Here is a 24,880-nt window from a genome sequence, read left to right as displayed (position 1 = left end):
TTCATAGATCAATAGATTAGAAAATGAAAAAAAATAATTCGTTAATAGCAGGTTTAATAATAATGATATTTACTATGTCTAACTGTTCAAACTCCAAAAAAGAACAAGAGGTAAAACTTATTACCCTAAATCCAGGGCATTTCCATGCCGCTTTGGTGCAGAAATCTATGTACGAAGGTGTAAGTCCAGAAGTTTATGTATATGCGCCGGAAGGAGAAGAGCTTGAGGCACATCTGAAACTGGTAGAGAAGTATAATACCAGAGAAGAGGATCCTACCCAATGGAAAGAAAACGTATATAAAGGGTCTGACTTTTTGGAAAAGATGTTGTCAGAAAAAAAAGGAAATTTGGTGGTTTTAGCAGGAAATAACAAAGAGAAAACCAGTTATATAGAACAATCGGTTAAAGCTGGATTTAATGTGTTAGCAGATAAGCCTATGGCAATTGATGCTAATGGTTTCTCGTTATTACAAAAAGCATTTGAAGAAGCGAAGAAGAACAATGTGCTGTTGTACGATATTATGACCGAGAGATACGAAATAACCAATACCTTGCAGAAAGAACTATTTATGATGGGGAATGTTTTTGGAGAGTTGGAAAAAGGTACCCCAGAGAATCCCGCTATCGTAAAAGAAAGTATACATCATTTTTTTAAGAATGTTTCTGGTTCACCATTGATTCGTCCAAGTTGGTACTACGATGTAAACCAATTGGGCGATGGTTTGGTAGATGTAACCACACATTTAGTGGATCTTATACAGTGGACATGCTTTCCAGATCAGATTTTAGATTATCATAAAGATATAAATATGAACGACGCTAAGCGGTGGGCAACATTAATTACTCCGTCGCAGTTTAAAAAGTCTACCAACAAAGATACCTATCCGGATTTTTTAAAGAAAGATTTAAAAGATAGCGTATTAAGTGTGTATTCTAATGGAGAAATGAATTATACCATTAAAGGAGTTACTGCTAAGGTCTCTGTGATATGGAACTATCAGGCACCTGAAGGAACAGGAGATACGCATTTCTCTGAAATAAAGGGAACCAAAGCCAGTTTGAAAATAAAACAAGGAAAAGAGCAAGGTTTTAAGCCAGTATTGTACATAGAGCCAAAACAGCATAATGATTTAGACTATAAAAGAGCTCTTTTTGATGGCTTTGTGAAATTACAAAAGAAATATCCGGGAATAGAGTTGAAAGAAGTGACAAATGGCTACGAAGTTATTATTCCTGAAAGTTATAAAGTAGGTCATGAGGCACATTTTGCAGAAGTTGCCAGAAAATATTTAGCCTATCTTAAAGAAGGAAAACTTCCGGAATGGGAAGTGCCTAATATGATTGCTAAATATTATACAACAACTTCAGCGCTTGAATTGGCGAAAAAAGGTGCTAAATAAAAAGAAAAGTATTTTAAAGGAGTATAGTCGTTATGGGATATCCGTAATGACTATACTCTTTACTGTTATTTTATATTGAAAAAAGTTATATAGCCTCTAAAAGATAATATAGTTTAGTCTTTAGGTAATTGTGTACATAAAAAAAATCAAATAAACGTTGTATATTCCCGCTTATTTTTACTGATGAGAGTTTGTATCATTTTGTTTTTCATTTTACTAAAAACTTCTATCCTTGTTGCTCAGAGCAATAAAGAGGTAGGTAATATAAATGGTAATGTAAAAGATGAAACCACAGGAGAATCCATAGATTTTGCGGGGGTAAGTGTTTATAAAACAGATAGTGAAGTGGCAATAAAAAACTTCATGACTGATTTGGATGGCAAATTTTCGTTTGGAGAATTACCTTATGGTATCTACAAATTGAAAATATCATTTATGGGCTATCAGGCAAAAACAATAGATGAGATTGTTTTGAATACCGATAATAATGATGTAAAGATAGATGTGAAATTAACTCCTATAACTCTTACCGTATTAGATGAGGTTGTAGTTACAGCATCAAAACCTATGATAGAGTTTGGTGCAGATACCATAACTTTTAATGTAGACCAGAGTATTTATGCACAAGGGGCCACCGCTACCGATTTGTTGAGATCTGTACCTATGGTAACTGTAGATCCGGATGGAAAACCAACCATTGCAGGAAAAGTCAATACAAGAGTTTTTATAGATGGAAAACCATCGGATTATACATCAGAAACATTAACAGATTTGCTTAATGTACTTCCATCAGAAGCTATACAAAAGATAGAAGTGATTACCAATCCAGAAGCCAGATATTCTGCAGATGGAGATGGTATTATCAATATAGTTCTTAAAAAAGGTTATACTTTAGGGGTAACCAGTGGGCTTGCATTTACAACCACTACTCAAGGAACTTATAATGGAACGGCTTATGCTGCTTATAGCGATAAAAAGTTGACTGTAAATGGAAGCTATGGTTTTAAGCATAATAGAAATATAACAGATGTTGATTTAAATAGGATAAATTACAATGCCGCTTCGGCAGTTTCTTCTTATATGAATCAATTGTCCAATTCTAAAAGCTTAACAGATGGACATAATGCCAGAGCATCTGTTAATTGGGATATAACTCCATTACAGAATCTAAGAGCATCTGTAAATTATAATTTAAGTGACTTAGGAGGTGAAAGTTTTATGGACGATTTTAGGTTTAATGCCGCTAATAGTCCTACTCAGACTATTAATCAAGATATATATAATGCCAATAAAAACAATGCTTTTACCGTTAACGCAGATTACACGCTGAAATTTAAAAGAAGAAAAGGTGAAAGTATTTCTGCGGGATTTACTTATTTTGATAATGGTATTTTCAGGGATAGAGATCTGTCAAGATTATATTATAATAAAAATGGAGTCAAAAATAATGAGAATAGTCAGTACAGGTCTAACGATATAAAGACAGGTCGTTTTAATTTTAATGCAGACTATGTCAAAAATCTCAGCAAGTTTGCCACACTTTCTTTAGGAACTCAAATCACGTTAGGTTCAAATAGTAACGATCAGTATGTAACCGGGTATGATTATGTGAATGCCGTAGATACAATTTCGAGGCTGACAAGTAAGTTTGATTATGATGAAAATATTTACGCTTTTTATGCCAGTTACAGATTGCGTACAAAATCCAGGTGGACATTTAGAGGAGGAGTACGCTCCGAGTTTACAGACCTCAACTTTTACGATACATCTATACAAGGTTTAGATACAAGACCATATCACAATCTTTTTCCTAACATATCTATTAATAAGACCTATAAAAAGAAATATAATTTTGGGTTGAGTTATAGTATGAGGGTCACCAGGCCTCGCGAGAATGCGCTTAACCCATTAATAGATGATACAAACCAATCAAACGTAAGCTTTGGAAATCCTAATTTAAGACCATCATACACCAATCAGTTTCAGTTGAGTTTTGGTACAGCTGGTGCAAAGTGGTCTTTCACTCCCAGACTAAACTATACAACAACAGATAAAATCATAGAAAGATTTCGGATATCTCCAGATAGTATAACTTATGAGAATTTGGGTTCAAATAAAGCGCTTACATTTAGCCTATTTGGTAATTATAGATTAGCCAAATCAATTACTTTAACAGGAGGATATACTGTAAGCTATCGTGCTTACGAATCAAAATCTGCGCTTCAAAGGCCTACGCAAGGATATAGTCACAGAGGTAACATGAGTATAACAGGGCAATTGCCACATTCGATTATGCTAGAAGGGCAGCTGAATTATTATTCTAATGCACTGGCACAAGGTAAAAACTCGAGTTCAGTAACGACCAGTTTTGGGTTGCGAAAAACTTTCCTCAAAAACAGATTGAATGCAAGAGTAGCAGCATTTGATCCTTTTAAAAACCGAAACCTGAACGAGATAGTGGATGTTTTAACCAATACAGGAGGAAGTTACCATCAGGAACGGAATGTGCTGTATAACTCCACAAATTATAGTTTTACCATAGGTTACCGTTTTATGAACACCAAGAAACAGAAAGCTAAGGAAGATGTAGGAAAAGTATTGGAGTCTCAACAAGAAGGAGCTGAAAAACTACCAAGTACCAAAAGCAAGAAAAAATAATTTTTTATTGAAGAGTTATAAGATTGTGTGTTTATTTTAATAGCGATGTTTTTTGTATTGTAGTGGTGTTTTTCCGGTGATCTGTTTAAAATGACGATTGAAGTTAGATAAGTTCATGAAACCGCTTTCAAAAGAAATAACGCCAATACTAAAATCAGTTTCTTTTAGCAATTTACAGGCGTGACTAACACGTACTTCCAGTAAAAATTGAGAATATTTTTTCTTAGTTCGCGATTTAAAATATCTACAAAAGGCATGTGGAGTCAGGTGTATAATATCAGAAATATCCTTTAATGTAATTTCTCGATGAAAATTATTAAGTGTATAATGGTAAATTCTGTTTAATCTGTTTTCATCCTGTTTATTGGTGAAAACTTTTAATGTGTTGCCCGATATAGGATGATGTTCGTCACTCTCTGCCAGTGTGTTCAGTATTTGTAATAAGCTTATTAAACGCTGTGTGTTTTGCATGTAACTAAGGTGTTTAAGATAATTAGTCACGATTCTCTTGGTTTCGCCATTAATTTTTAAACCTAGTTTCGATTTTTCAATTAAAGAAAGGATATTCTTGTTCTCTGGTAAAGCTAGAAAAGAAGATAGTATCTCTGTGGTGAAATGCACAGTAATCGTTTCAGTAATTGCCGATTCATATTTACTGCCGTCATCATCACTTCTGAAAAGATGAGGTAAATCAGAACCTACCATCAAAAGAATATCATTTCCAATATTAATAATACTATCTCCAATTAAAGCAGTTCCATTTCCCTCAATTATCCAAACCAGTTCCATTTCAGGATGATAATGCCACTGACTATAGAACTTTTTAGATATATCAGTTTTGATACTAAAAGATTGATCTACAGGAAGTGGTATTTTTTGTAACTGTGGTTTCATTATTAAAGTATCTTGTATTTGCTAAATATAAGTTAAAATAGGTTAATATAGTATCATAATATGTTATTATATGTGTATTTACCTTTGTTTTATTCTTTGATATTAGCAAAGTCAAAAACAAAAAAATATGGAAAGACCGCCGATTCTTCTAAATCTAAGTCAGGTAAATATTAACGATATCAATATTGCAGGAGGAAAAAATGCTTCTTTAGGAGAGATGATAAAAAATATGGAATCTTTGGGTATCAAAATTCCTGGTGGTTTTATTATTACGGTAAAAGGCTATTACGATTTTTTAGAATATAATTATCTGGATGAATTTATTACCAAAACCTTATCAGAGATAGATTCTGACGATTTACTGCTGCTTAAGAAATCTAGTGAAGCTATTAGGAAAAGAATTATAGAGGGGCACTTTCCTTATCATTTAAGAAAACAAATAGAAGAAGCTTACGAGAAACTTTCTGCCGAATACGGCACAGAAAATGTAGATGTTGCTGTAAGATCTTCAGCTACTACAGAGGATTCTCCAAATGCTTCATTTGCTGGTCAGCAAGATACATATCTGAATGTTTGCGGAATAAAAAGCTTGTCAAACGCGATAAAAAACTGTTTTGCATCATTATATACAGAAAGAGCTATAAGTTATCGGAAAAGTTTTGGTTTTGGAAAACAGCAGATAGCACTGTCTGTTTGTGTGCAAAAAATGGTTCGTTCAGATATAGGAACTTCTGGCGTTGCTTTTTCTTTGGATACGGAAACAGGATTTAAAGATGTGGTAGTTATAAATGCATCTTACGGATTGGGACAACCTATTGTAGAAGGAGCTGTTGCGCCAGATGAGTTTGTTGTTCATAAACCTACATTAGATAAAGGATACCCTTCAATTATAGAACGGAAATTGGGTTCAAAAGACCAGAAGATGATATATTCAGATTCTTTTCAAAAAAGAGTAGATATTGTTTCTACTACTGAAGAAGAAGCCAGATCTTTTTGTTTGAAAGACGAACATGTTCTTCAACTGGCAAGGTGGGTGTCACAAATAGAAAAATATTATTCAGAATTAAAAGGGTACTGGTGTCCAATGGATGTGGAATGGGCCTTAGATGGTCATACCGAACAGCTTTATATATTACAGGCCAGACCAGAAACCGTTCATTCTCTTGTAAACAAAAATAAAATAGTAAACTACTCTATCAAGCCATCGGAAAATAAAGAGAAATTATTACAAGGCATTGCTATAGGAAATAAGATAGGAGCAGGAAAGGTAAAGAAAGTAACAGGGCTGAAAGAAGAAATATTTGGTATAAACTTTCAGAAAGGAGACGTTTTGTTAGCAGAGATGACTGATCCGGATTGGGAGCCTTTAATGAAAATAGCATCGGCCATAATAACCCAAAAAGGTGGGCGGACTTGCCATGCAGCAATTGTAGCTCGTGAGTTAGGTGTTCCTGCTATTGTGGCATGCACTAATGCTATGAGTGTGTTGACAGAAGGACAGGAAGTAACTATTTCCTGTGCAGAAGGAGATACTGGTTTTGTTTATAATGGAGTACTTGCTACAGAGCAATCGGTGTTAGACTTAAATAATTTGCCTGCAACAGTTACCCCAGTAATGTTAAATATAGGTTCGCCAGATACAGCTTTTAAATATGCTGAGCTTCCGCATGGTGGAATAGGATTGGCTCGTTTAGAGTTTATTATCAATAATTATATTAAGATACATCCTTTAGCTTTACTTAATACGGCAAGTTTGTCAGATAAAGAGTTAAAAAAAGAAATAGAATTACTTACAGTTAATTATAAAAGTGCAGAAGATTATTTTGTAGATAAGCTTTCGCAGGGAATAGCCAAGATAGCAGCGTCTTGTTATCCGAAAAATGTTATTGTTAGGTTTTCTGATTTTAAAAGTAATGAATATGCCAATTTAAAAGGAGGAAAATATTTTGAACCAGAAGAAGAAAATCCGATGATAGGTTGGAGGGGAGCATCACGATATTATTCTGAAGTATATAAAGATGCCTTTGGTTTGGAATGCAAGGCAATTAGAAAAGTGAGAGATAAGATGGGTTTAGATAACGTGATTGTGATGGTTCCCTTTTGTCGTACTGTAGAAGAACTAAAGAAAGTTTATGTGGTAATGGGAAGTTACGGCCTTGAAAGAGGAGGAAATGGGTTGCAGGTGTATTTAATGGCAGAATTGCCGTCTAATTTTATTATGGCAGAAGAATTTGCAGAATATGTTGATGGATTCTCAATAGGTTCTAATGATTTAACACAGCTAGTTTTTGGACTGGACAGAGACTCCTCACAAGTAGCACATCTTTATGATGAGCGAAATTCTGCCATCAAAAAAATGATAAGAATGTTATTGGAAGCTACAGAAGATAAAAATGTGAAAGTTGGGATTTGTGGTCAGGCACCATCTGACTTTCCGGATTTTGCACAGTTTTTGGTTAAAGAGGGGATTGATACTATCTCGGTAACTCCAGATTCATTTGCTACAACGGTAGAAGCAATAGCCCAAGTAGAAAACAAATTCAGGAAAAAAGCATTTACAGTAGCACATAATATGGCAGCTTTCAGATTAAAATAAATAGGAAAGCTATCGGGTAAGCTGTAAATAAAGATCTATAGTGCCAATTTTTACTTAATTTTTATGCGAGCCTTCGAGGGGAAATGACCCTCGGAGGTTTTTTTATGCTAAATATTGTGATACAAACGATAATAATCGTAATAAAAAGTAATCATAAAAAAAACTACTTTAGAAGTTCTTAAAACCTAAAATAAATATCAATTTTTTGAATATGCTACGTTTACTAAATCTGTTTGTTTTACTGCTAATTGGTGCGAGTCAAGTTTTTTCGCAAAATGGACTTGTTAGTGGTCAAGCTATTAAAAATGGTTCTCCTGGTGGAATAGGACATTTTTCTTTACCATCATTAACAGGAGTGCTTATGGGAATAGCGACAGCTAATGACGATGAGTTTCCTGATGTTTTTATGCAGGCAGACGCCAGAGCGCCAGGTACATATCTTTACCATTTTAAAAAATTAACAGATAAAGGAGAACCTGTGTTTTCTGAAGGAATAAAAATAAAACTACCTTTTGAAGATGCAGGACAGACTAAAGGAGTAGTTATTCAAAATCAAGCTAAGAAAATATATGGATTCTGGCGTTCTAGTGGGGAATCCATTAAAGCATCCTTATTCGATAAGAAAACAAATGCTTTTGAACAGTCACAAAATATAGCTGTAAATGGTTTGCCCGGAGGTTTTTCGACTTTTGGAGTAGTAGAAACTGCAGAAGGGAAATATCTTTTTCTATTTACTGTAGCCAAGGAAGCCACATCTCCAGTTGTAAAAATGAAAGTCGATAGCGCATATTATACTCCGGAAGGTTTTTGGCCTAACGAATTACCTGAGGTGGGGATTTATGGAGCTTATGTAGATAATTTACAAGATATTCAATCGCTAAATGCACAGCCACTTACAGATTTAAACCAAACTTATTATGGAATTAGTGGGTACACCGGATATCGTACAGAAAACAACGACAGGTATGTGGTGTGTGGTACAAGATTGGGTAATATTCATGTCTATAAAATAGAAAAGAATGGTTTGTCCCAAACAAGATATATTGTAAATCAGAAAGAAATATTGCAACGTAACCCTACCATTAATGCTTATCCTGTATATTTTAATGGACCGGGAAGTGCAAAAGGACTGTTGACTTCAGGCGAAGGAGGGATTTTCTTCTATAAAAATATTGGGAAAAAAGATAAAAAAGGCAATCTTGTTTTTGAAGATCCGTCTGCTATTTTTCAGGAAAAAGCAGTTTTATACGGAGGATCTTTAGTTGTTCCAAGTATGGCAGACTGGAATGGAGATGGTGTTTTAGATATTGTTTCAGGAAATTCGGCAGGAAATATTCTTTTCTTTAAAAATACAGGTTCTAATATAAATCCCTTGTTTCAAAATCCAGTAACGCTGGAAGCAGGTGGAGAAAAAATACATGTACAACCGGGTTATCGGGAAGATATACAAGGCCCGGGCGAAGCCAGATGGGGCTATACTTGTCCGGTAGTTTACGATTGGAACAAAGACGGATTACCAGATATCCTTACAGGAGATAGCCGGGGGAAATTTATGGTTTATATAAATAAAGGCAGCAAAACAAAACCACAGTTGGATGTAGAGCGATCTCTTTATGTAAATGGTATGAATGTACACGGAGGGTGGCGTTCTATACCGGGAGTAGCTGAAATGAATGGTGAAAATGTATATGTGATTTTGGATAGAGATAATGATTTTCATCTTTATTACCAGTTAGATACCTATAATGTTGAAGATGGAGGAAAGCTAAAATTAACAGATGGTAAGTATATTAATGGCCATCGCCGTAAAGGTGGACAATTTGGTAGAGCTAAAATACACATTGTAGATTGGGATGGTGATGGTGTAAAAGATATGTTGGTGGGAACGGGAAGAGGAGCTTCCATTCCAAACCCTATAACAGGATTACCTTATAACCGCAAAAAGAAAAATGAAGGCGCTGCGGTATTATTCCTTAGAAATGCAGGTACAGATGCGCAACCTGTATTTGAATATCCTCGTATGATGAAATTTAAAGGGGAAGATATTCTTTTGGGAGCGCATGAATGTGCCCCGACAACTGGCTATTTAGGAGGAGATGGCAAAACATTGAATTTAGTGGTGGGTACAGAGTACGGAACTTTTATTTATTATGACAGGAAAGATCTGAGCTGGTAAATAAAGTTTAAACTTCAAAAACTCTTTCTTGCATTATCCTATGAAGGGATGGTGAAGGGATTCGTTTAATCCAAAAAATGAAATTTATAACAAAAAATTAGAACAGAATGACGTCTTTTTGTTTCGCATTGTTTGCTTATGATAATATAATACATATATAAGATAAGTATGGTTAGAAGATGCTTTTTTAAGTTCACTACCTTTAATATTATAAGCTTTTCTAGCCAATAAGCACCTAATAGTTTCGGTTTAAAATGACTGGTTTTTTTAAAATATTGAAAGGAAATAATAGTATTCTACAAGATGAATATGTGCTGTTTAGTTTTGATAACTATCAATATTGGAATCTATACGGTCGTTTTTTTCTTTTTGTTATAGTATTCTATGTAAGCATTTTAAATAGAACGAATAGAGTTAAGTTTCGTGTTCTGGCAATAGCTATGAGAGATTCCTCAGAGAGTTTAGTAGATATCAAGAATTAATCAACACAGTATAATTAATATTTAAAAATGAACATTATGAAGAAGACGGTTTTATCAAGGGTATTGCTTTTAAGCTTGTTTATGTTAATGAGTGCAGTGGGATACAGTCAAATAGTAGCCTGGCAATTTGCGTTGCCAGAACCATCAACAGGTAAAGATCGTTCGGCTAATGCTACTATCAATAATGAAAATCTGGAACAATCAGTATTAACAAGGGGACCAAGTGCTGTTGCAAAGCAAGGTAATGCAAGAGGTTTTAGCGGTAATTTTCCGATTGATGCCACTAAAGAAGATGCAAAAAAATCTGGAGCTTATTATCAATTCACTATACAGGCAAAGAAAGGAAATAAAGTTTCTCTTTCTTCATTAGATGCAGTGTTGAGGAGACAAGCAGAGTCTGCACATATCTATCGTTGGATGTACAGTTTAGATGGTAAAAATTTTAAAGAAGTTGGAAATGAAGATGTAGTTATTAATGACCTTAATAATAACGGAATAAAACAAAAGTCAATCAGTTTAACCGAATATAAAGATTTACAAAACGTTCCATCGTCTAAAACAATAACATTTAGAATATATGCCTGGGGAGGAATATCAGAAAAAACTGGTGCCATAGCTTTTGGCTTTGGTAAATCTAATGCGAAAGGGAGCCCGGTATTGGCTATTAAAGGAAGCATAGAAACAGATAAAAAATAAATATTCTTGTTATTTCGACCGACCATGGGGAGTGGAGGAATTTCAGACCGAAAAACTTCTGAAAAAGATTCCTCCACTACAGTCGGATGACGGAAATTTTTAAAACATACTCTTTGAAATAATTAATTATAAACAACTTAAAAACGAATGGTTATGAAAAAACTTTACTTTATGACAATTGCATTGATTCTAGGGCTTGGCAATACTATTAATGCACAGGATCTTTTAGTTGGTTGGAACTTTAGGCTTCCAACTGCTATTGATGGAAAGTTAACGGAAGTAGCAGCATATAGCACTACTGGTGCAACGTTTCAAACTTTACCGAAAATAACAATGGGTGCAAATTTGACTACTGTGGGTATAACTGGTAACTCTGCAGGTTTTGGTGGAGATATAAAAAGTACGGGAACAATGCCAACCACATTTGCAGAAGCACTTAGTACTGGTACTTATTATGAAATAATATTACAGCCAAAAACAGGGGAAACGGTTTCTTTAGGTACTCTTGATTTTAAGATTAGAAGAGAATTTGATAAATCGCCAAATGCTTATGTTTGGACATATAGCATAAATGGTACCGATGAAAATTCTTTCTTAGCTAATAAACTACATGCTGAAAGAGACATACGTAATGAATTTTATAATCAGGTAATAAGTACTGATCCCTCAAATAATGGTGTTGTCCAGCCAACAGTAACGCTAACAGGGTTAACGAATCTTACTTCAACTTCTACCGTCTATCTACGTTTATATTTCTGGAACACTTTAGATATGACAGGTGTGGCTGATGCGACTGCTAAAGGGTATAATTTTGCTTTAGGCAAAACAATGACAACTACGCCTATTAATTATGATGTCTTGAATATAAAAGGGATCACTACTCTCCCCGTAAAACTTACTTCTTTTAAAGCTACAAAAGCACCTAACGGAATCAAATTAAACTGGCAAACAGCTTCAGAAGAAAATAACTCACATTTCGAAGTTTATAAATCAGCGAACGGAAAGCCAGATATTTTTGTAGGCAGTCAGAACGGAGCAGGAAACAGTACACAAATTAACAATTACAGTCTAACAGATTACGAACCATTTATAGGTACCAATTATTATCAGTTACGTCAGGTAGACATTGATGGACAATATCAGGAATCTGCTATTATCTCTATAAAAAATACTTTAGAAACCGAAGATGCAATTAAGGTATATCAAAAAGAATCCTCTATTGAGTTAAGATTAAATAGTACAGAGGGCGGTAAGGGTACACTGCAGATTGTAGATGTTACCGGTCGTTTAATCTACAAAAAAGAAGTTAATCTATCAGCAGGAGATAACAAGTTGGAACTACCATTTAATGCTTCTTCTGGAGTTTACATGATCAATCTAACAACAGATAATAAAACCGTAGGAACCAAATTTATTTGGTAATAAGAATATATTAATAAACAGGATGAGCTTTTACACACCTTCAGAAGTTAATCTTAGAAAATTAAATTAAATATAAAAATATATGCAGGTTAGAGAAAAAATACCAATTCGCATTTTTCTTTGTGTGTTGCTTATGCTAAACGTGGTGAATCTTTTTGCCCAACAAAATCCACGTAAGGTAATCAACAGTCAGATACTGGATGCAGAAAATAACGATCCTTTGGTAGGGGTTTATGTTAAAGTAAAGGAGGATAACAAACGTTCGACAATAACCGATATAAATGGAAAGTTTAGTATACGCGCTGCAGAAAATGAAACGCTGGAGATAGCTTATATAGGTTATACTACTATCCATATCGCAGCAAAGAATTTTCCCAAAACTGTGAAGTTGAAACCAGACTTAAAAGCTTTAAAAGAAGTTGTAGTTATTGGATATGGTACAGTAAACAAGAAAGACTTTACGGGGTCACTTTCGGAAGTGAAAGTAGAAGATCTCAACAGAGCCCCGGTTCCTAATGTGGCACAAGCATTAGCCGGGAGGGTCGCTGGTTTACAGGTGAGTGCGCTTTCAGGACAGCCAGGTGAAGAGTCTGATATTATTATCCGTGGAGGAAACTCTATTACCCAAGATAATTCACCATTATATGTAGTAGATGGTTTTCCAATAGAAGGTTTTAGCCTGTCGTCTTTAAATCCGGAAGAAATAGAAGATTTTAGGGTGTTAAAAGATGCTTCTGCAACTTCTATTTATGGTAGTAGGGCGGCAAATGGAGTAATCATTATAGAAACCAAGAAAGGTAAAGAAGGTTTACCAACATTAACTTATAATTTTAACTATAGTCTGCAAAAAGCTAACAAATTTATGGACATGATGGATCCTTACGAATTTGTTAAGTACCAGTTAGAACTTAATCCAGGTATAGACGGTGCAGAGAAAACATATCTTACTGGTCCCGGACGTACTTTGGATGATTACAAGAATATAGCAGGCCACGATTGGCAAAATCAGTTGTTCAGAACAGCTCCTATGCAAAATCACAATATATCGTTGCGAGGTGGCAATAAGGATACCAAATATGCTTTCTCCGGAAATCTGGTAGATCAGGATGGTGTAATCATCAATTCAGGTTTTAGCAGATATCAGGGACGGGCAAGGGTAGAACAACAGGTCAATAGAAAGCTAAAGGTTAATCTGAACCTGAGTTATTCAAAAGATAAAAATTACGGTCAGTTAACCAATCAGCAAGCATCAGGGAATAATTCGTATGCCACGTACATCATGTACAGAACCTGGGGCTACCGTCCGGTTTCTACTACAGGGAATTTGGAAGATCTCTTGTTTGATGACGATGGAGAAAGTAGCGAAACCTTGTTAGTTATGAATCCAATAATTTCCACTAATAACGAGTATAGGCAGCAAAACAGAACTTTTTTTACAGCTAACCTGGGACTTGATTATAATTTGCCATGGAACATGAAATTAAATGTAAGGGGAGGTTATAATTCCAGAATAGTGAGAGATGAGTACTTTAATAATTCAAAAACTTATAGGGGGTATCCATCGGCAAATAATGTAAATGGTATGCATGGAGGGTTCGCTGAAAATAGTTTAACAGATTGGGTAAATGAAAATACCCTTACTTATAATAAAAAGTTTAACTCCAGGCATAGATTGGATGCTTTGTTAGGGGTTACCATACAAGGGCAGGAGCAGAATAAATATGCTTTTACCTCTATTAAAATTCCTAATGAAGAAATGAGGATGAGAGCTTTGGGCACAGGGTATCCTAAAGATCCTTTATCTCCAGCAACAGGAAATATGCTAGCTTCTTATTTAGCGAGAGTGAATTATAATTACCGAGGTAAATATCTGTTAACGGCCAACTTTAGAACAGACGGATCTTCAAAATTTGCTCCACAGAACAGATGGGGCTATTTTCCTTCATTTGCAGCAGCCTGGAGGGTAGGGCAAGAAAAATTCTTAAAGAAGGTAGCTGTTATTGACGATTCGAAAATTAGAATAAGTTGGGGAGCAACAGGTAATAATCGTATTAATGATTTTGCTACATCCAATGTGGTAGCAATGGGAGATTTTTATGGTATTGGCACAGGTTCTTCCGTTCCGGATTTTGCATTAACCATGTCTAATTTTGGTAACAAAGACCTGAGATGGGAAACGACCTATCAGTTAGATATTGGCTATGAGTTATCACTATTCAAAAGTAGATTAAATTTTGTCTTAGATTTTTATAATAAAGACACGAAGGACTTGCTGTTGTACTCAAATGCACCATATATAAGTGGATATCCTAAAATATATAGAAATATAGGTTCAATCCGTAACAGAGGGTTTGAGGTAGAAGTAAATTCTGTGAATATCCATAAAAAAGATTTTAAATGGAGTACCAGCTTTAACATCTCGTTTAACCAGAATAAAGTACTTGCATTAACGGAAGATGAGAAAACAATGTTCTCTAATCCAGCGTTTACAGGGACTTGGAATGCAGCCAATCTGTACATTACACAAATAGGAATGCCCGTGTCTTCTTTTTATGGGTTGATGTGGGATGGTGTATATCAACTATCAGATTTTGATAAAATGTCTACCGGATCCTATGTATTGAAAGATGGATTACCCTCTCTTTACGAAGACAGAACAAAAACACAACCGGGCGATATCAAATATAGAGATATCAATGGCGATGGAATTATTGATGATAAGGATAAAATTATTATGGGACGGACCTTACCTAAACATTATGGTGGTTTAAACAATAATTTTCAGTACAAAAACCTAAGTCTCAATGTGTTTTTTCAATGGAATTATGGTAATGATGTTATGAATGCTAACCGTTTAATGTTTGAGGGTAACAGTACTGGAAGGCCAGGACTTAATCAATTTACTTCCTATGCAGATAGGTGGACAGAAGATAATCCATCAAATGAACAATTCAGGACAAGAGGATTTGGACCCGCAGGCTATTTCTCAACCAAGCACTTGGAAGACGGTTCATTCATTAGGCTAAAAACGGTAGAATTAGCTTACAGATTGCCTAAGAAATGGTTGCGTAATAAAATTTCTAGCCTAGACTTAAGCATGGCAGCACAGAATCTTTATACCTGGACAAAATATTCAGGTTTAGATCCCGAGGTTTCTACCCGTAACTCTATTTTGACACCAGGTTTCGATTATTCGGCCTATGCGCAAAATTTTACAGTTTCATTTGGTGCTAAAGTAGTTTTTTAAACAGATAAAGAGATGAAAAATATACTAAAAAAAATAAGTGTAGTAGGAGTACTTTTTTTAGTGACCTCTTGTAATGATATTCTTGATGTCAATCCGTCTAAATATGTGATGGAGAAAGAAACTTATTATGCTACAGAAGCAGAGCTAAATTATGCTTTAAATGGTGTTTATGCAGCACTGGCTGATGGTAATTTATACGGTAACAATATGTTGGGGAGGATGGGATTGGAAGCTGATGAAGCTTATGAAGATTACAGTTCAGATGAAAATACAGTAGGAGATTATAATGTAGAATCTACTGATGCTAAAGTACAAAACTACTGGCGGTCTTGTTATGCGGGAATTGATAGAGCAAACAATTTATTGGCAAATGTAGATAATGTGAATATTGCTATCAGTGATAGCAGGCGTAATGATATCAGAGGGCAGGCATTATTTTTAAGAGGCTATTATTTCCTGATGCTGGTAACCCGCTTTCAGGGAGTACCATTGGTGTTAAAACCAGTAAAGAATGCAACTGTATCAGAATTGCAACAGGAGCGTGCATCTGGAAGAGAAGTTTATACACAGATACTGGAAGATATGGAAAAAGCAGCTGCATGGGTGAAAACAGCCAAGGAAGTAGGGGTTGGAGGTCGTGTTTCAAAATCAGCAGTATGGGGGATGTTGGCCAGAGTAAATCTTTATTTAGCAGGATATCCTTATAATGAGCAGGAACGTTACAAAGATGCTATGATATATGCCGGCAGGGTTATTAATGAGGGGTATCATGAATTAAATCCTTCATATCAACAGGTTTTTATTAATTATGCGCAAGATAAGTATGATATCAAAGAAAGTATTTTTGAAGTAGAATTCCATAGCGATGGAACAGGAGTGTATCCAACAGCTGGTATGGTTGGCAGAAATAATGGGATCAAGAACCCGGTTATTGATAATGTTATAGGATTGTCTATTGGAGCTTTAAGGTGTACAGATTATTTACATGGATTATATGATGCAAATGACTTGAGAAGAGACTGGAATGTAGCACCATTCTATTATGTAGAAGATCCGGATAATAAAGGAGTAGCTAAACTTACAAATTGGGGAGCTGCAGATTCCAAATATCAGAGACATTGTGGAAAGTTCAGAAGAGAATATGAAGTTGTATTACCTAAATTACAATCTCAAACGCCACAGAATTTTCCATTATTGAGGTATTCTGATGTGTTATTGATGTACGCAGAAGCATATAACGAATATTATAAGGGGGCAGACAATAATGCATTGGAGTACTTGAATATGGTGAAAAGAAGAGGACTGGGGTTAAATCCAAAAACGGCTAATACGGCAACTGATTTTAAAGATATCAGCTATATCGGCTTTCAGCGTGAAGTAAGAAACGAGCGCCCCAGAGAGTTATGTTTTGAAATGATGCGTAAAAATGATGTGGTTCGTTGGAAAATATTTTACGATAATATGGTTACCCGCGAAGCAGAAACTCCACAAACCTATACGTCTTCTTATTATGTAAGAGCAAGAAGATATTTCAGAAGCGTGGATCGTAAAGATGAGTGGTGGCCAATTCCTTCGTATGAAATGGGAGTTAATAAAAAATTAGTTCAAAATCAAGGATGGTAAAGATGAAAAAGTATTTAACATTTATAGGAATGTTGCTTGGAGTAGCAGCATGTAAAGATCCTTATGAGGTCTCAGCTCCTGTTTTTAATGTCTCAACAGAGAAAAATGTTTATGCAGTAGGAGAAAGGATTAGGTTTGAGATAGAAGGGAGTCCTGATATGATAAATTTCTATTCAGGAATAGTTGGGTATGATTATACTTATCACGATAAAGATCGTGTTTATGAAATAATACCTAGTTTAAATTTTAGATCTGCAAAATATGCAGGAAATAATGAAGATTGTGCCGATTTGCTTTATACTACCGATTTTAATGGAGACTATACTTATGAAAATGTGAAGGCTGCAAATTGGATTAGTATATCCAATAGGTTTAATATTCCTCCCATTGTAGGCACATCAGCTTCTTTTTCTGATTCTGGTACTGCGGATATTGCAGATTTATTTGAAGGAGGGAAAAACGTTTATTTTGCCTGGCGCTGTAAAACGAATGAAGCTTCAAGCAGAACACAATTTCAGGTATCGGATTTCAATATAAATGGTGAATCATTGGACGCTAACAATCCTTCCAGTGTGTTATATTCTCAAGTAAAGCTAGACTTTAGGTGGGTTTTAAATGAAGCCGCTAGTCTGGATGCTACCCAGCCCAATGTTAATACCTCTCGAATTCTATGGACCGGTACTTTCAATAATACAACTGGACCATTTAAAGAAGGTTACGCAATTAGTGGGCCTGTAGCTATTTCTGAACAGATGAATTTAGGTCTTGATAAGCATGAGGTTATAAAAAGTATTCAGAACGAAAACGTGACAGAATATTTCTACACTTTTGATAAAGCAGGAGAGTATGAAGTCGTTTTTGTAGGTTATAATGTGAATTTTAATGGAAGAAAAGAAACCGTTAAAAGAATAAAGCTAACTATTGAATAATAAAAAATGGTTATGAAAAGGAACATAAAAAAATATACTTTGATGCTAAGTGTGCTGGCACTGATGGCGTCATGTAATAAAGATCCGGAAGAAGCTATCGAGCGTCCGAAAATAGATGTGGAGGATCCTACTGCTCCAAAGACAATGGAATTTGAAGCAAGTGTGGAAGGAAGCAATACAATAAAAGTAGGGGATACTGTTAGATTTATATTGCAAGGTAATCCAGATTTAATCAATTTCTATTCCGGTGCTGTAGGTAATGATTATGCTTATAAGGATACAGAACGGTTCTATGATGTTGTTGCTAATCTTAGTTTTCAGTCTGGTAAATCACCTAATAATAATACTGAAATTAATTGGGATTGTGCCCATTTAATGTATTCCACAGATTTTAATGGAGATAAAAATAGTATTAATGCTTATACTAGTGTGAAAGCGGCAACATGGAAAAATATTACGAATAGATTTTCTTTACCAACCATTCCAGGAGATATAGCTAATTACACAAATTCAGGTGTTTCAGATATATCGGACATCTTTAAAGAAGGAAAACCAGTTTATTTGGCTTGGTATTGTACTACACAAGCTTCTTCGAATAGAGTACAGTTTAGAGTAGTTAACTCTAGTTTGCAAGGAGTTGTAGAAGATAATCCATCACTTTCAAGTCAATTGTATAATCAAAATGGTTTTGGTTTTCAATGGGTATTGAATCCTGCAGCTGCAGAACAATCAGGGAGTCTTCCTACTACTACGTCTACGCAGGTAATGTGGAATGGGGTTTTCAATAATATGACAGGCCCATTTAAAGAAGGTTATGCTATAAGTGATCCATTAGCGCTACCTCAATTTAATGCCGGAAAAGATAAACCCACGGTAATTATTGCCCAAAAAGGCAAAAATGAAATGGTTTATAAATACGTGTATAAAAAAGCAGGTAATTATGAAGTGGTATTTATTGCATCAAATACCCAGTCAAATCAACAACCAGAAATTATCAGAAAACTAAACGTAAGCATAATACCATAAATTAAGGGTTGATAATAACAAGTATCTACAAAGATTAATGTTATAAAAACAAGATAAAAGGAACTTCTTCTGATTAAAATCGGAAAAGAAGTTCCTTGATTTAAAATTCTCGTAGCAGGACATGTCGTTCAGTATGTCCATTTTTAATGATTTCTGTTGAGAATATTATAAAAAATAGTTTGGTACATGACAAAAATGCTATAAACAAACAAAAAATGTGTCATTCCGAGAAAGAATAGCCTGTCCCGAACTCGATTCGGGAACGAAGCAATCTACGTTTTTTGTCCATAGAGATTGCTTCGCTTCACTCGATGACGAATAGTTTTTTGTCATGTACTATAAAAAACAGATATATCACCACATTTCTAAAACATTATCATGAATAATTATTTACGTACTTTATTGATAGTATTACTACTGGTTTATAGCCAATTCTCTCTTGGTCAGTTAGTAAATCCATTTCCGGGAACCGTAGTTTTCGAGTCAAAGGACGATCCAATCAGAAAAAAAGTAGCTTCCCCTTCAATTGTAATATTGTCTAACGGAGACTATCTGGTCTCTCACGATTATAACAGAGGAACTAGTGTGCATATATCTAAAGATAAAGGTAAAACCTGGAACCTGCTTTCAAGAGTTTCGCCATTGATTTGGGCGAATATATTTGAACATAAAGGTAATGTATACTTAATGGGGACAACAAAGGGATGGGGAAATATTGTTATTTACAGATCAGAAGATAAAGGCAAAACCTGGTCTAATCCGGTTGATGAATATACTGGTATTTTGGCGAAAGGACTTTATCATACAGGACCAGTTCCTGTTGTAATTCATAAGGGTAAAATATGGAGAGCCTACGAAGAAGCTTTTGATCCCGAAAACCGGAGAGATTTTCATGCATTGGCAATCTGTGCAGATGAGAATGCAGATTTACTAAAAGCCTCTAATTGGAAAAGAACAAACAGTATTCGTTTTGATGAAAAATGGCTCAATGCAAAACGTCCAAACTGGTTGGAAGGAAATATTGTTGTTACACCAGAAGGTAAATTGGTCGATGTTATACGATTTGAAACTTGGACGGGAAAAGGAGTTGACTATGAAATAGAAGGAGTAGCAAAAGGAAAACCAAGAAACGAGCTAGCTACTATTATAGATATCGATGAAAAGAATATGAAAATGGAATTTAAGAACGAGCCTCGTAACTTTGTCCATTTTCCTGGAGCCGAAACTAAATTCACCATACGGTACGATCCTGTTTCAAAACTGTATTGGACTATTACCAATAAAATTTCTTCATTCAAAAATACAGAAGAAACCTATAATGGAAACTGGCACCAAAGAAATGTATTGGTATTGATGAGTTCTAAAGATTTGCAGCATTGGGACATAAGGAAAAAAATACTACGTTATAACGAGGGAGCTCATCTGCGTACATGGGATACTTTCGGTTTTCAGTATATCGATTGGGTTTTTGATGATAAGGATATTGCTTTTGCAAGCAGAACCTCATGGTACGGCTATAGGTATCATGATGCTAATATGATTACTTTTCACCGTATAAAGGATTTTAGAAATAGCAACAAAAACGAAGAACCAGAAGATTTAAAGGTATATACGAAACATCCAAACTTAGTGAATATACCTGTTGGGAAGTTGGCAAATTCTGATTTCACAGAGGGAGATTTTAGTTTTAAAGTGAGTACAGGTAATGGACTAAAACAGTCCTCTCCGGGTGTGTTTGATATTGTAAACCCGGGAAAAATAGCCCGAAACTTTACACAGACATTAAAATTGGAAAGATATTTTGATATAACGCTTTCAGCCAATAATATAAAAGCCTTCTCTTTAGAAACTTTAGATTATACACCAGTTTCTGACGGAGCAGATGTGAAATTAAAATGGGAATATTGCATATATGGTGAAAAGTTTTTACCTATTACAAACTACTACATCCCAGTAGAGAACAGACCAGGTAACAGCATACCTGAACCTACACTTTTTTTACAGATATATAAAGAATTAAACAGGATAGAAGGGAGCAGAGGAGTTGTTTTACGCTGTCATATTATTAATATGGTAAATAAACCAGCGTATCTGAAGCTAGAAAATAACATACAGTTAGGAGGAAGAAAGCTGTAGTTATATGTTGTTTAGCCTTACAACTTTCAGGAATTAATGACTTCTGTTTATCAAACTTTAACAAAATGAAAAGGAATAATTTCACATCGTTAGCTATAATTTGTTTTATTCTGTTTTGTATCTGTGCTATTAAACCAGTTAGTTTAATAGCACAGACTCCTTTTCCGGGAACGGTAGTAGCAGAAAGTCCAGACCCTCTAAATAATAGCTATGCATCTCCCGGAATTGTGGTTATGCCAGACGGAAGCTATTTGGTTTCACATGATATAACATCAACAATTAGTGCGGTTTATAAATCAGTAGATAATGGTGCAACCTGGCAATTACTTAATTTAGTAAAAGACAGCCATTGGTCTTCATTATTTTATCATGATAATGCAGTGTATTTATTGGGAGTAGCCAAATCGTTTAATAATATAGTTATACATAAATCAACAGACGGAGGAAATAGCTGGACAACATCAACAGATGCAAGTAATGGAGTTCTTTTATCAGGACGGTTTCATACAGCACCTACCCCCGTTGTGGTGCATAACGGGCGTATATGGAAAGCTTTTGAAGAAAGTCCGGATGCCAATAACGAACGTAATTTTCATGCTTTTGTATTTTCGGCACCCATAGGAGCAGATCTTTTGAAGGCTTCCAGTTGGACAAAATCCACTTCCGTAGAGTTAAATCCAAGTTGGTTTAATGCAGATAAGCCAGAGTGGTGCGAAGGAAATGCCGTGGTTGATCCTGATGGGAGAATAGTGAATATTATACGTATGTCTACCGTTCAACCAGTTAATGGAACCCTGGACATGAACGGATATGCGACAGGAATACCCCGGTATGAAGTAGCTGCGAAACTAAATGTATCTGCAGACGGACAAACAACGAGTTTTGATCCAACCACTGGATTTATTCATTTCCCTGGAGCTATGACTAAGTTTAGCATACGTTACGATGCTGCTTCGGGAAAATATTGGTCTATTGTTAATAAAATAACTATAGTGTTTTCTGGATGGAGCAATAATTCAACCAATAATCCATACAACCAGCGGAATGTGTTGATGTTAATGAGCTCAACAGATTTGAAAAACTGGCAGGAACATTATAAAGTAATCAGATGGAACGAAGGAGATTTGATTACCCGTAGAGAGAATTTTGGGTTTCAATATGTAGACTGGCAGTTTGAAGGAAACGATATTGTTGCAGTTTCACGGACATCCTGGTATGGTTCAGATTGGCATGATGCTAATATGATTACATTCCACCGCCTCCCTAATTTTAGGAATCTCACTATGGCAGATTCTCCTGTAGATTTGGGATCATTGACACAGTCAGATCCGGCGGTAATTTCGTGGCAGTTTGGAGCACCAGCAACTGGGGGTTCAGAACCTGCTGTTAATGCATCCTATACAAACACTGGGTTAAATGTTTCTGCATTGTCCAGAGGTAATGGACTTAATGCCGCTAGTTTTGATCGTTCATTTAGTGTAACCAGTAAAAGTCAGCACAATTTAAAAGCAAATGCTATTGTTCGTGATGAATATATCCAGTTTGAAGTTCAGGCAAAACCGGGGTATAGTGTTAACTTAACCTCTATTGATGCTGTGTTTTCCAGAATATCCAATGGACCAAAAAGTTATCGCTGGGCTTATAGTAAAGACGGGACAAACTTTACGGAAATAGGTTCCGGAGAATATTTTGGTATGGTAGAAAGTGCAGAACAAGCAGTGCAGCCTACCATCAGGATGGTAAATTATCCCGATCTTCAAAATGTACCGTCTACACAAAAGATAACTTTTAGATTATATATCTGGGGTTCAACCAGTTCTTCCGGGAGATTTTCGATAGGTAGATTTGGAACAGGAGATACCAGTCCGAGTCTGGTTATTGGCGGGCAAGTTTACGAAACTCCAGTACAGGAAGCACCTTTGGTAGGCTGGAAGTTTGATACACAGACAGGTACAGCACTTAATAATAAAGCAGCAGAAACTAATAGTACATTGCTAATGACATCAAGTCTGACACGTGGAAATGGCTTTACTCCAGCGAATTTAAATTATGGTTATTATTCTACAGCTCCTGTTCATAATAAAGCGGAAGCATTAATCGGTAACGATTTTTATGAATTTTCAGTGCAGCCTCAAAGTGGACAATATGTTTCATTAAATAAGCTTCGCTATAAAGTAAGACGTAATTCTGCGGGACCTGTAGTGTATAGATGGAGCTATAGTGTAAACGATGGAGAATTTATAGAATTAGGAAACACTGATGTTCCATTTATAGGGACGGCAGGTACGGGGTATATGAAAGAGATGGATTTGTCTGCAATAGTTGGATTACAAAATGTGGCATCAGTTCATAATATCAGATTCAGGTTATATGCATGGGGAGCATCAACAACTTCAGGAGGGTTTGGTTTTGCCCGTTATACTGATGATTATTGTTTGGCTTTATACGGGACTACACATGAAAATATTGTTACAGCATGGCAATTTGATGGGAAGAATGGGAGACAAAATAATGATCCTGCAACCACATTCAATGCGAACATAGAAACGTCCATTTTAACCCGGGGGAATGGTGTTACAGCATCAGAAAGTTCTATCAATTCATTTGTAGGTAATTTTCCAGTTACAACAACTAAACAACAGGCAATAGATAATGGAAACTATTTTCAGTTTGCTATAAAACCGAAAACAGGAAACAAAGTGTCTTTAACTTCTTTAGATGCCAGAATAAGGGTACAGGAAAATGCACCACACCATTATTGCTGGCGTTATAGTATAGATGGTGTAAATTTCTACGATACGGACCCTGCTGATAATATAATTAATACAACAGTTAATAATGGACAGGCTGTCCCGCAGATTAATCTTTCAAATATTCCCCATTTACAAAATGTAACTGCAAATAAAACTATTACTTTCCGACTGTACGCCTGGGGAGGTATAGCTACATCCACTAACTCTTTTGGCATAGGTAAAAGTTTGTCAGGGGCAAATGCTTTAATCATAGGTGGTAAAGTGGAAGAAGATGAAAATCCTTTGCCTGTTAAATGGGGGAAAGTAGAAGCAGTTAAAGAAGGGCATTCTATCCGGTTAAAATGGAATGTGTTTTCAGAAGAAAATCATTCGCATTATAACGTTTTAAAAAGTATTGATGGAAAACAGTTTGAGAATATAGGCTCAGCTGTTGAAAATCAATCTATGCGTTATGAATATAGAGATCAACAACCCCAAAAAGGAAACAATTACTATCGGGTACAGCAAATTGATTTGGATGGACAATATACTTACTCAGATGTATTGAGTGTTTTTTTCTCGTTAGACAATCCTCTTTTTAAGATTTATTATACAACAGAAAATAATCAATTGAATTTGTTAATAAATAGTGAGATATCTTTTACAGATCAATTTATAGTTAGAGATATACAAGGGAAAAAACTTTTAAATACTCAGGTAAGTATTAAAGAAGGTCAAAACTTAGTGAGTTTCCCTCTACACTTAGTGAGTGGAATATATATGGCGGAGTTGAAAGGTGAAGTGGTAAAGTTTGTTAGGTAGTAGATATGATCTTTCCTAAATACCGTATAATCTTTATAAAA

Annotated in this window: 13 protein-coding genes; 12 read left to right on the top strand and 1 reads right to left on the bottom strand. The window is 35.3% G+C overall.

Translation table 11 applies throughout. The features are described 5' to 3' along the window. The first annotated feature begins 23 nt into the window (after nt 1-23). Nucleotides 24-1,400 carry a putative oxidoreductase C-terminal domain-containing protein gene (locus ACFSAH_RS19730; RefSeq protein WP_379664430.1) on the top strand — a complete coding sequence of 459 codons (1,377 nt, stop codon included), beginning with the start codon at nt 24-26 and terminating at the stop codon, nt 1,398-1,400. A gap of 183 nt (nt 1,401-1,583) precedes the next feature. Beyond that, nucleotides 1,584-4,058, top strand: a complete 2,475-nt coding sequence (locus tag ACFSAH_RS19725; RefSeq protein WP_379664429.1) for a TonB-dependent receptor — start codon at nt 1,584-1,586, stop codon at nt 4,056-4,058. Nucleotides 4,059-4,094: 36 nt separating this feature from the next. Here ACFSAH_RS19725 and ACFSAH_RS19720 read toward each other — a convergent pair whose 3' ends face one another. Then, on the bottom strand, nt 4,095-4,952 hold the full coding sequence (locus tag ACFSAH_RS19720) for an AraC family transcriptional regulator (protein WP_379664428.1): 858 nt from the start codon (nt 4,950-4,952) through the stop codon (nt 4,095-4,097). Nucleotides 4,953-5,079: 127 nt separating this feature from the next. On the opposite strand from ACFSAH_RS19720, the gene ppsA reads away from it, so the two are divergent. The 10 genes from ppsA (at nt 5,080) to ACFSAH_RS19670 (ending at nt 24,839) form a co-directional block, all read left to right on the top strand. Next, on the top strand, nt 5,080-7,548 hold the full coding sequence (gene ppsA / locus ACFSAH_RS19715) for a phosphoenolpyruvate synthase (RefSeq protein WP_379664427.1): 2,469 nt from the start codon (nt 5,080-5,082) through the stop codon (nt 7,546-7,548). A 211-nt stretch (nt 7,549-7,759) separates the two neighbouring features. Then, nucleotides 7,760-9,724, top strand: coding sequence for an FG-GAP repeat domain-containing protein (locus ACFSAH_RS19710; protein WP_379664426.1), 1,965 nt, complete (start codon nt 7,760-7,762; stop codon nt 9,722-9,724). 518 nt (nt 9,725-10,242) lie between these two features. Beyond that, a complete protein-coding gene (locus ACFSAH_RS19705; RefSeq protein ID WP_379664425.1) occupies nt 10,243-10,902 on the top strand; it encodes a hypothetical protein in 660 nt (219 codons plus the stop codon). 153 nt (nt 10,903-11,055) lie between these two features. After that, the gene (locus tag ACFSAH_RS19700; RefSeq protein WP_379664424.1) at nt 11,056-12,324 is read left to right on the top strand and encodes a T9SS type A sorting domain-containing protein; all 1,269 of its coding nucleotides are present in this window, start codon (nt 11,056-11,058) and stop codon (nt 12,322-12,324) included. Between the two features lie 82 nt (nt 12,325-12,406). Beyond that, entirely contained in the window at nt 12,407-15,571 is a 3,165-nt protein-coding gene (locus ACFSAH_RS19695) for a SusC/RagA family TonB-linked outer membrane protein (protein ID WP_379664423.1), read from the top strand. 12 nt (nt 15,572-15,583) lie between these two features. After that, nucleotides 15,584-17,194 (top strand): RagB/SusD family nutrient uptake outer membrane protein, encoded by a 1,611-nt coding sequence (locus ACFSAH_RS19690; RefSeq protein ID WP_379664422.1) that lies wholly within the window; start codon nt 15,584-15,586, stop codon nt 17,192-17,194. A gap of 2 nt (nt 17,195-17,196) precedes the next feature. After that, nucleotides 17,197-18,123, top strand: coding sequence for a DUF5017 domain-containing protein (locus ACFSAH_RS19685; RefSeq protein WP_379664421.1), 927 nt, complete (start codon nt 17,197-17,199; stop codon nt 18,121-18,123). 12 nt (nt 18,124-18,135) lie between these two features. Next, complete coding sequence (locus ACFSAH_RS19680) at nt 18,136-19,149, top strand: DUF5017 domain-containing protein (protein WP_379664420.1); 1,014 nt, start codon at nt 18,136-18,138, stop codon at nt 19,147-19,149. A gap of 378 nt (nt 19,150-19,527) precedes the next feature. Then, nucleotides 19,528-21,285, top strand: coding sequence for a sialidase family protein (locus tag ACFSAH_RS19675; protein WP_379664419.1), 1,758 nt, complete (start codon nt 19,528-19,530; stop codon nt 21,283-21,285). Between the two features lie 65 nt (nt 21,286-21,350). Further along, nucleotides 21,351-24,839: a hypothetical protein gene (locus ACFSAH_RS19670; protein ID WP_379664418.1), complete on the top strand. Its 3,489-nt coding sequence runs from the start codon at nt 21,351-21,353 to the stop codon at nt 24,837-24,839. Nucleotides 24,840-24,880: the final 41 nt, after the last annotated feature.

Origin of the sequence: Pseudopedobacter beijingensis (assembly GCF_042678145.1) — a bacterium.
Classification (GTDB): Bacteria; Bacteroidota; Bacteroidia; order Sphingobacteriales; family Sphingobacteriaceae; genus Pseudopedobacter; species Pseudopedobacter beijingensis.
Note: the sequence above shows the minus strand (reverse complement) of the source record. Positions and strands in the feature narration are given on the sequence as shown.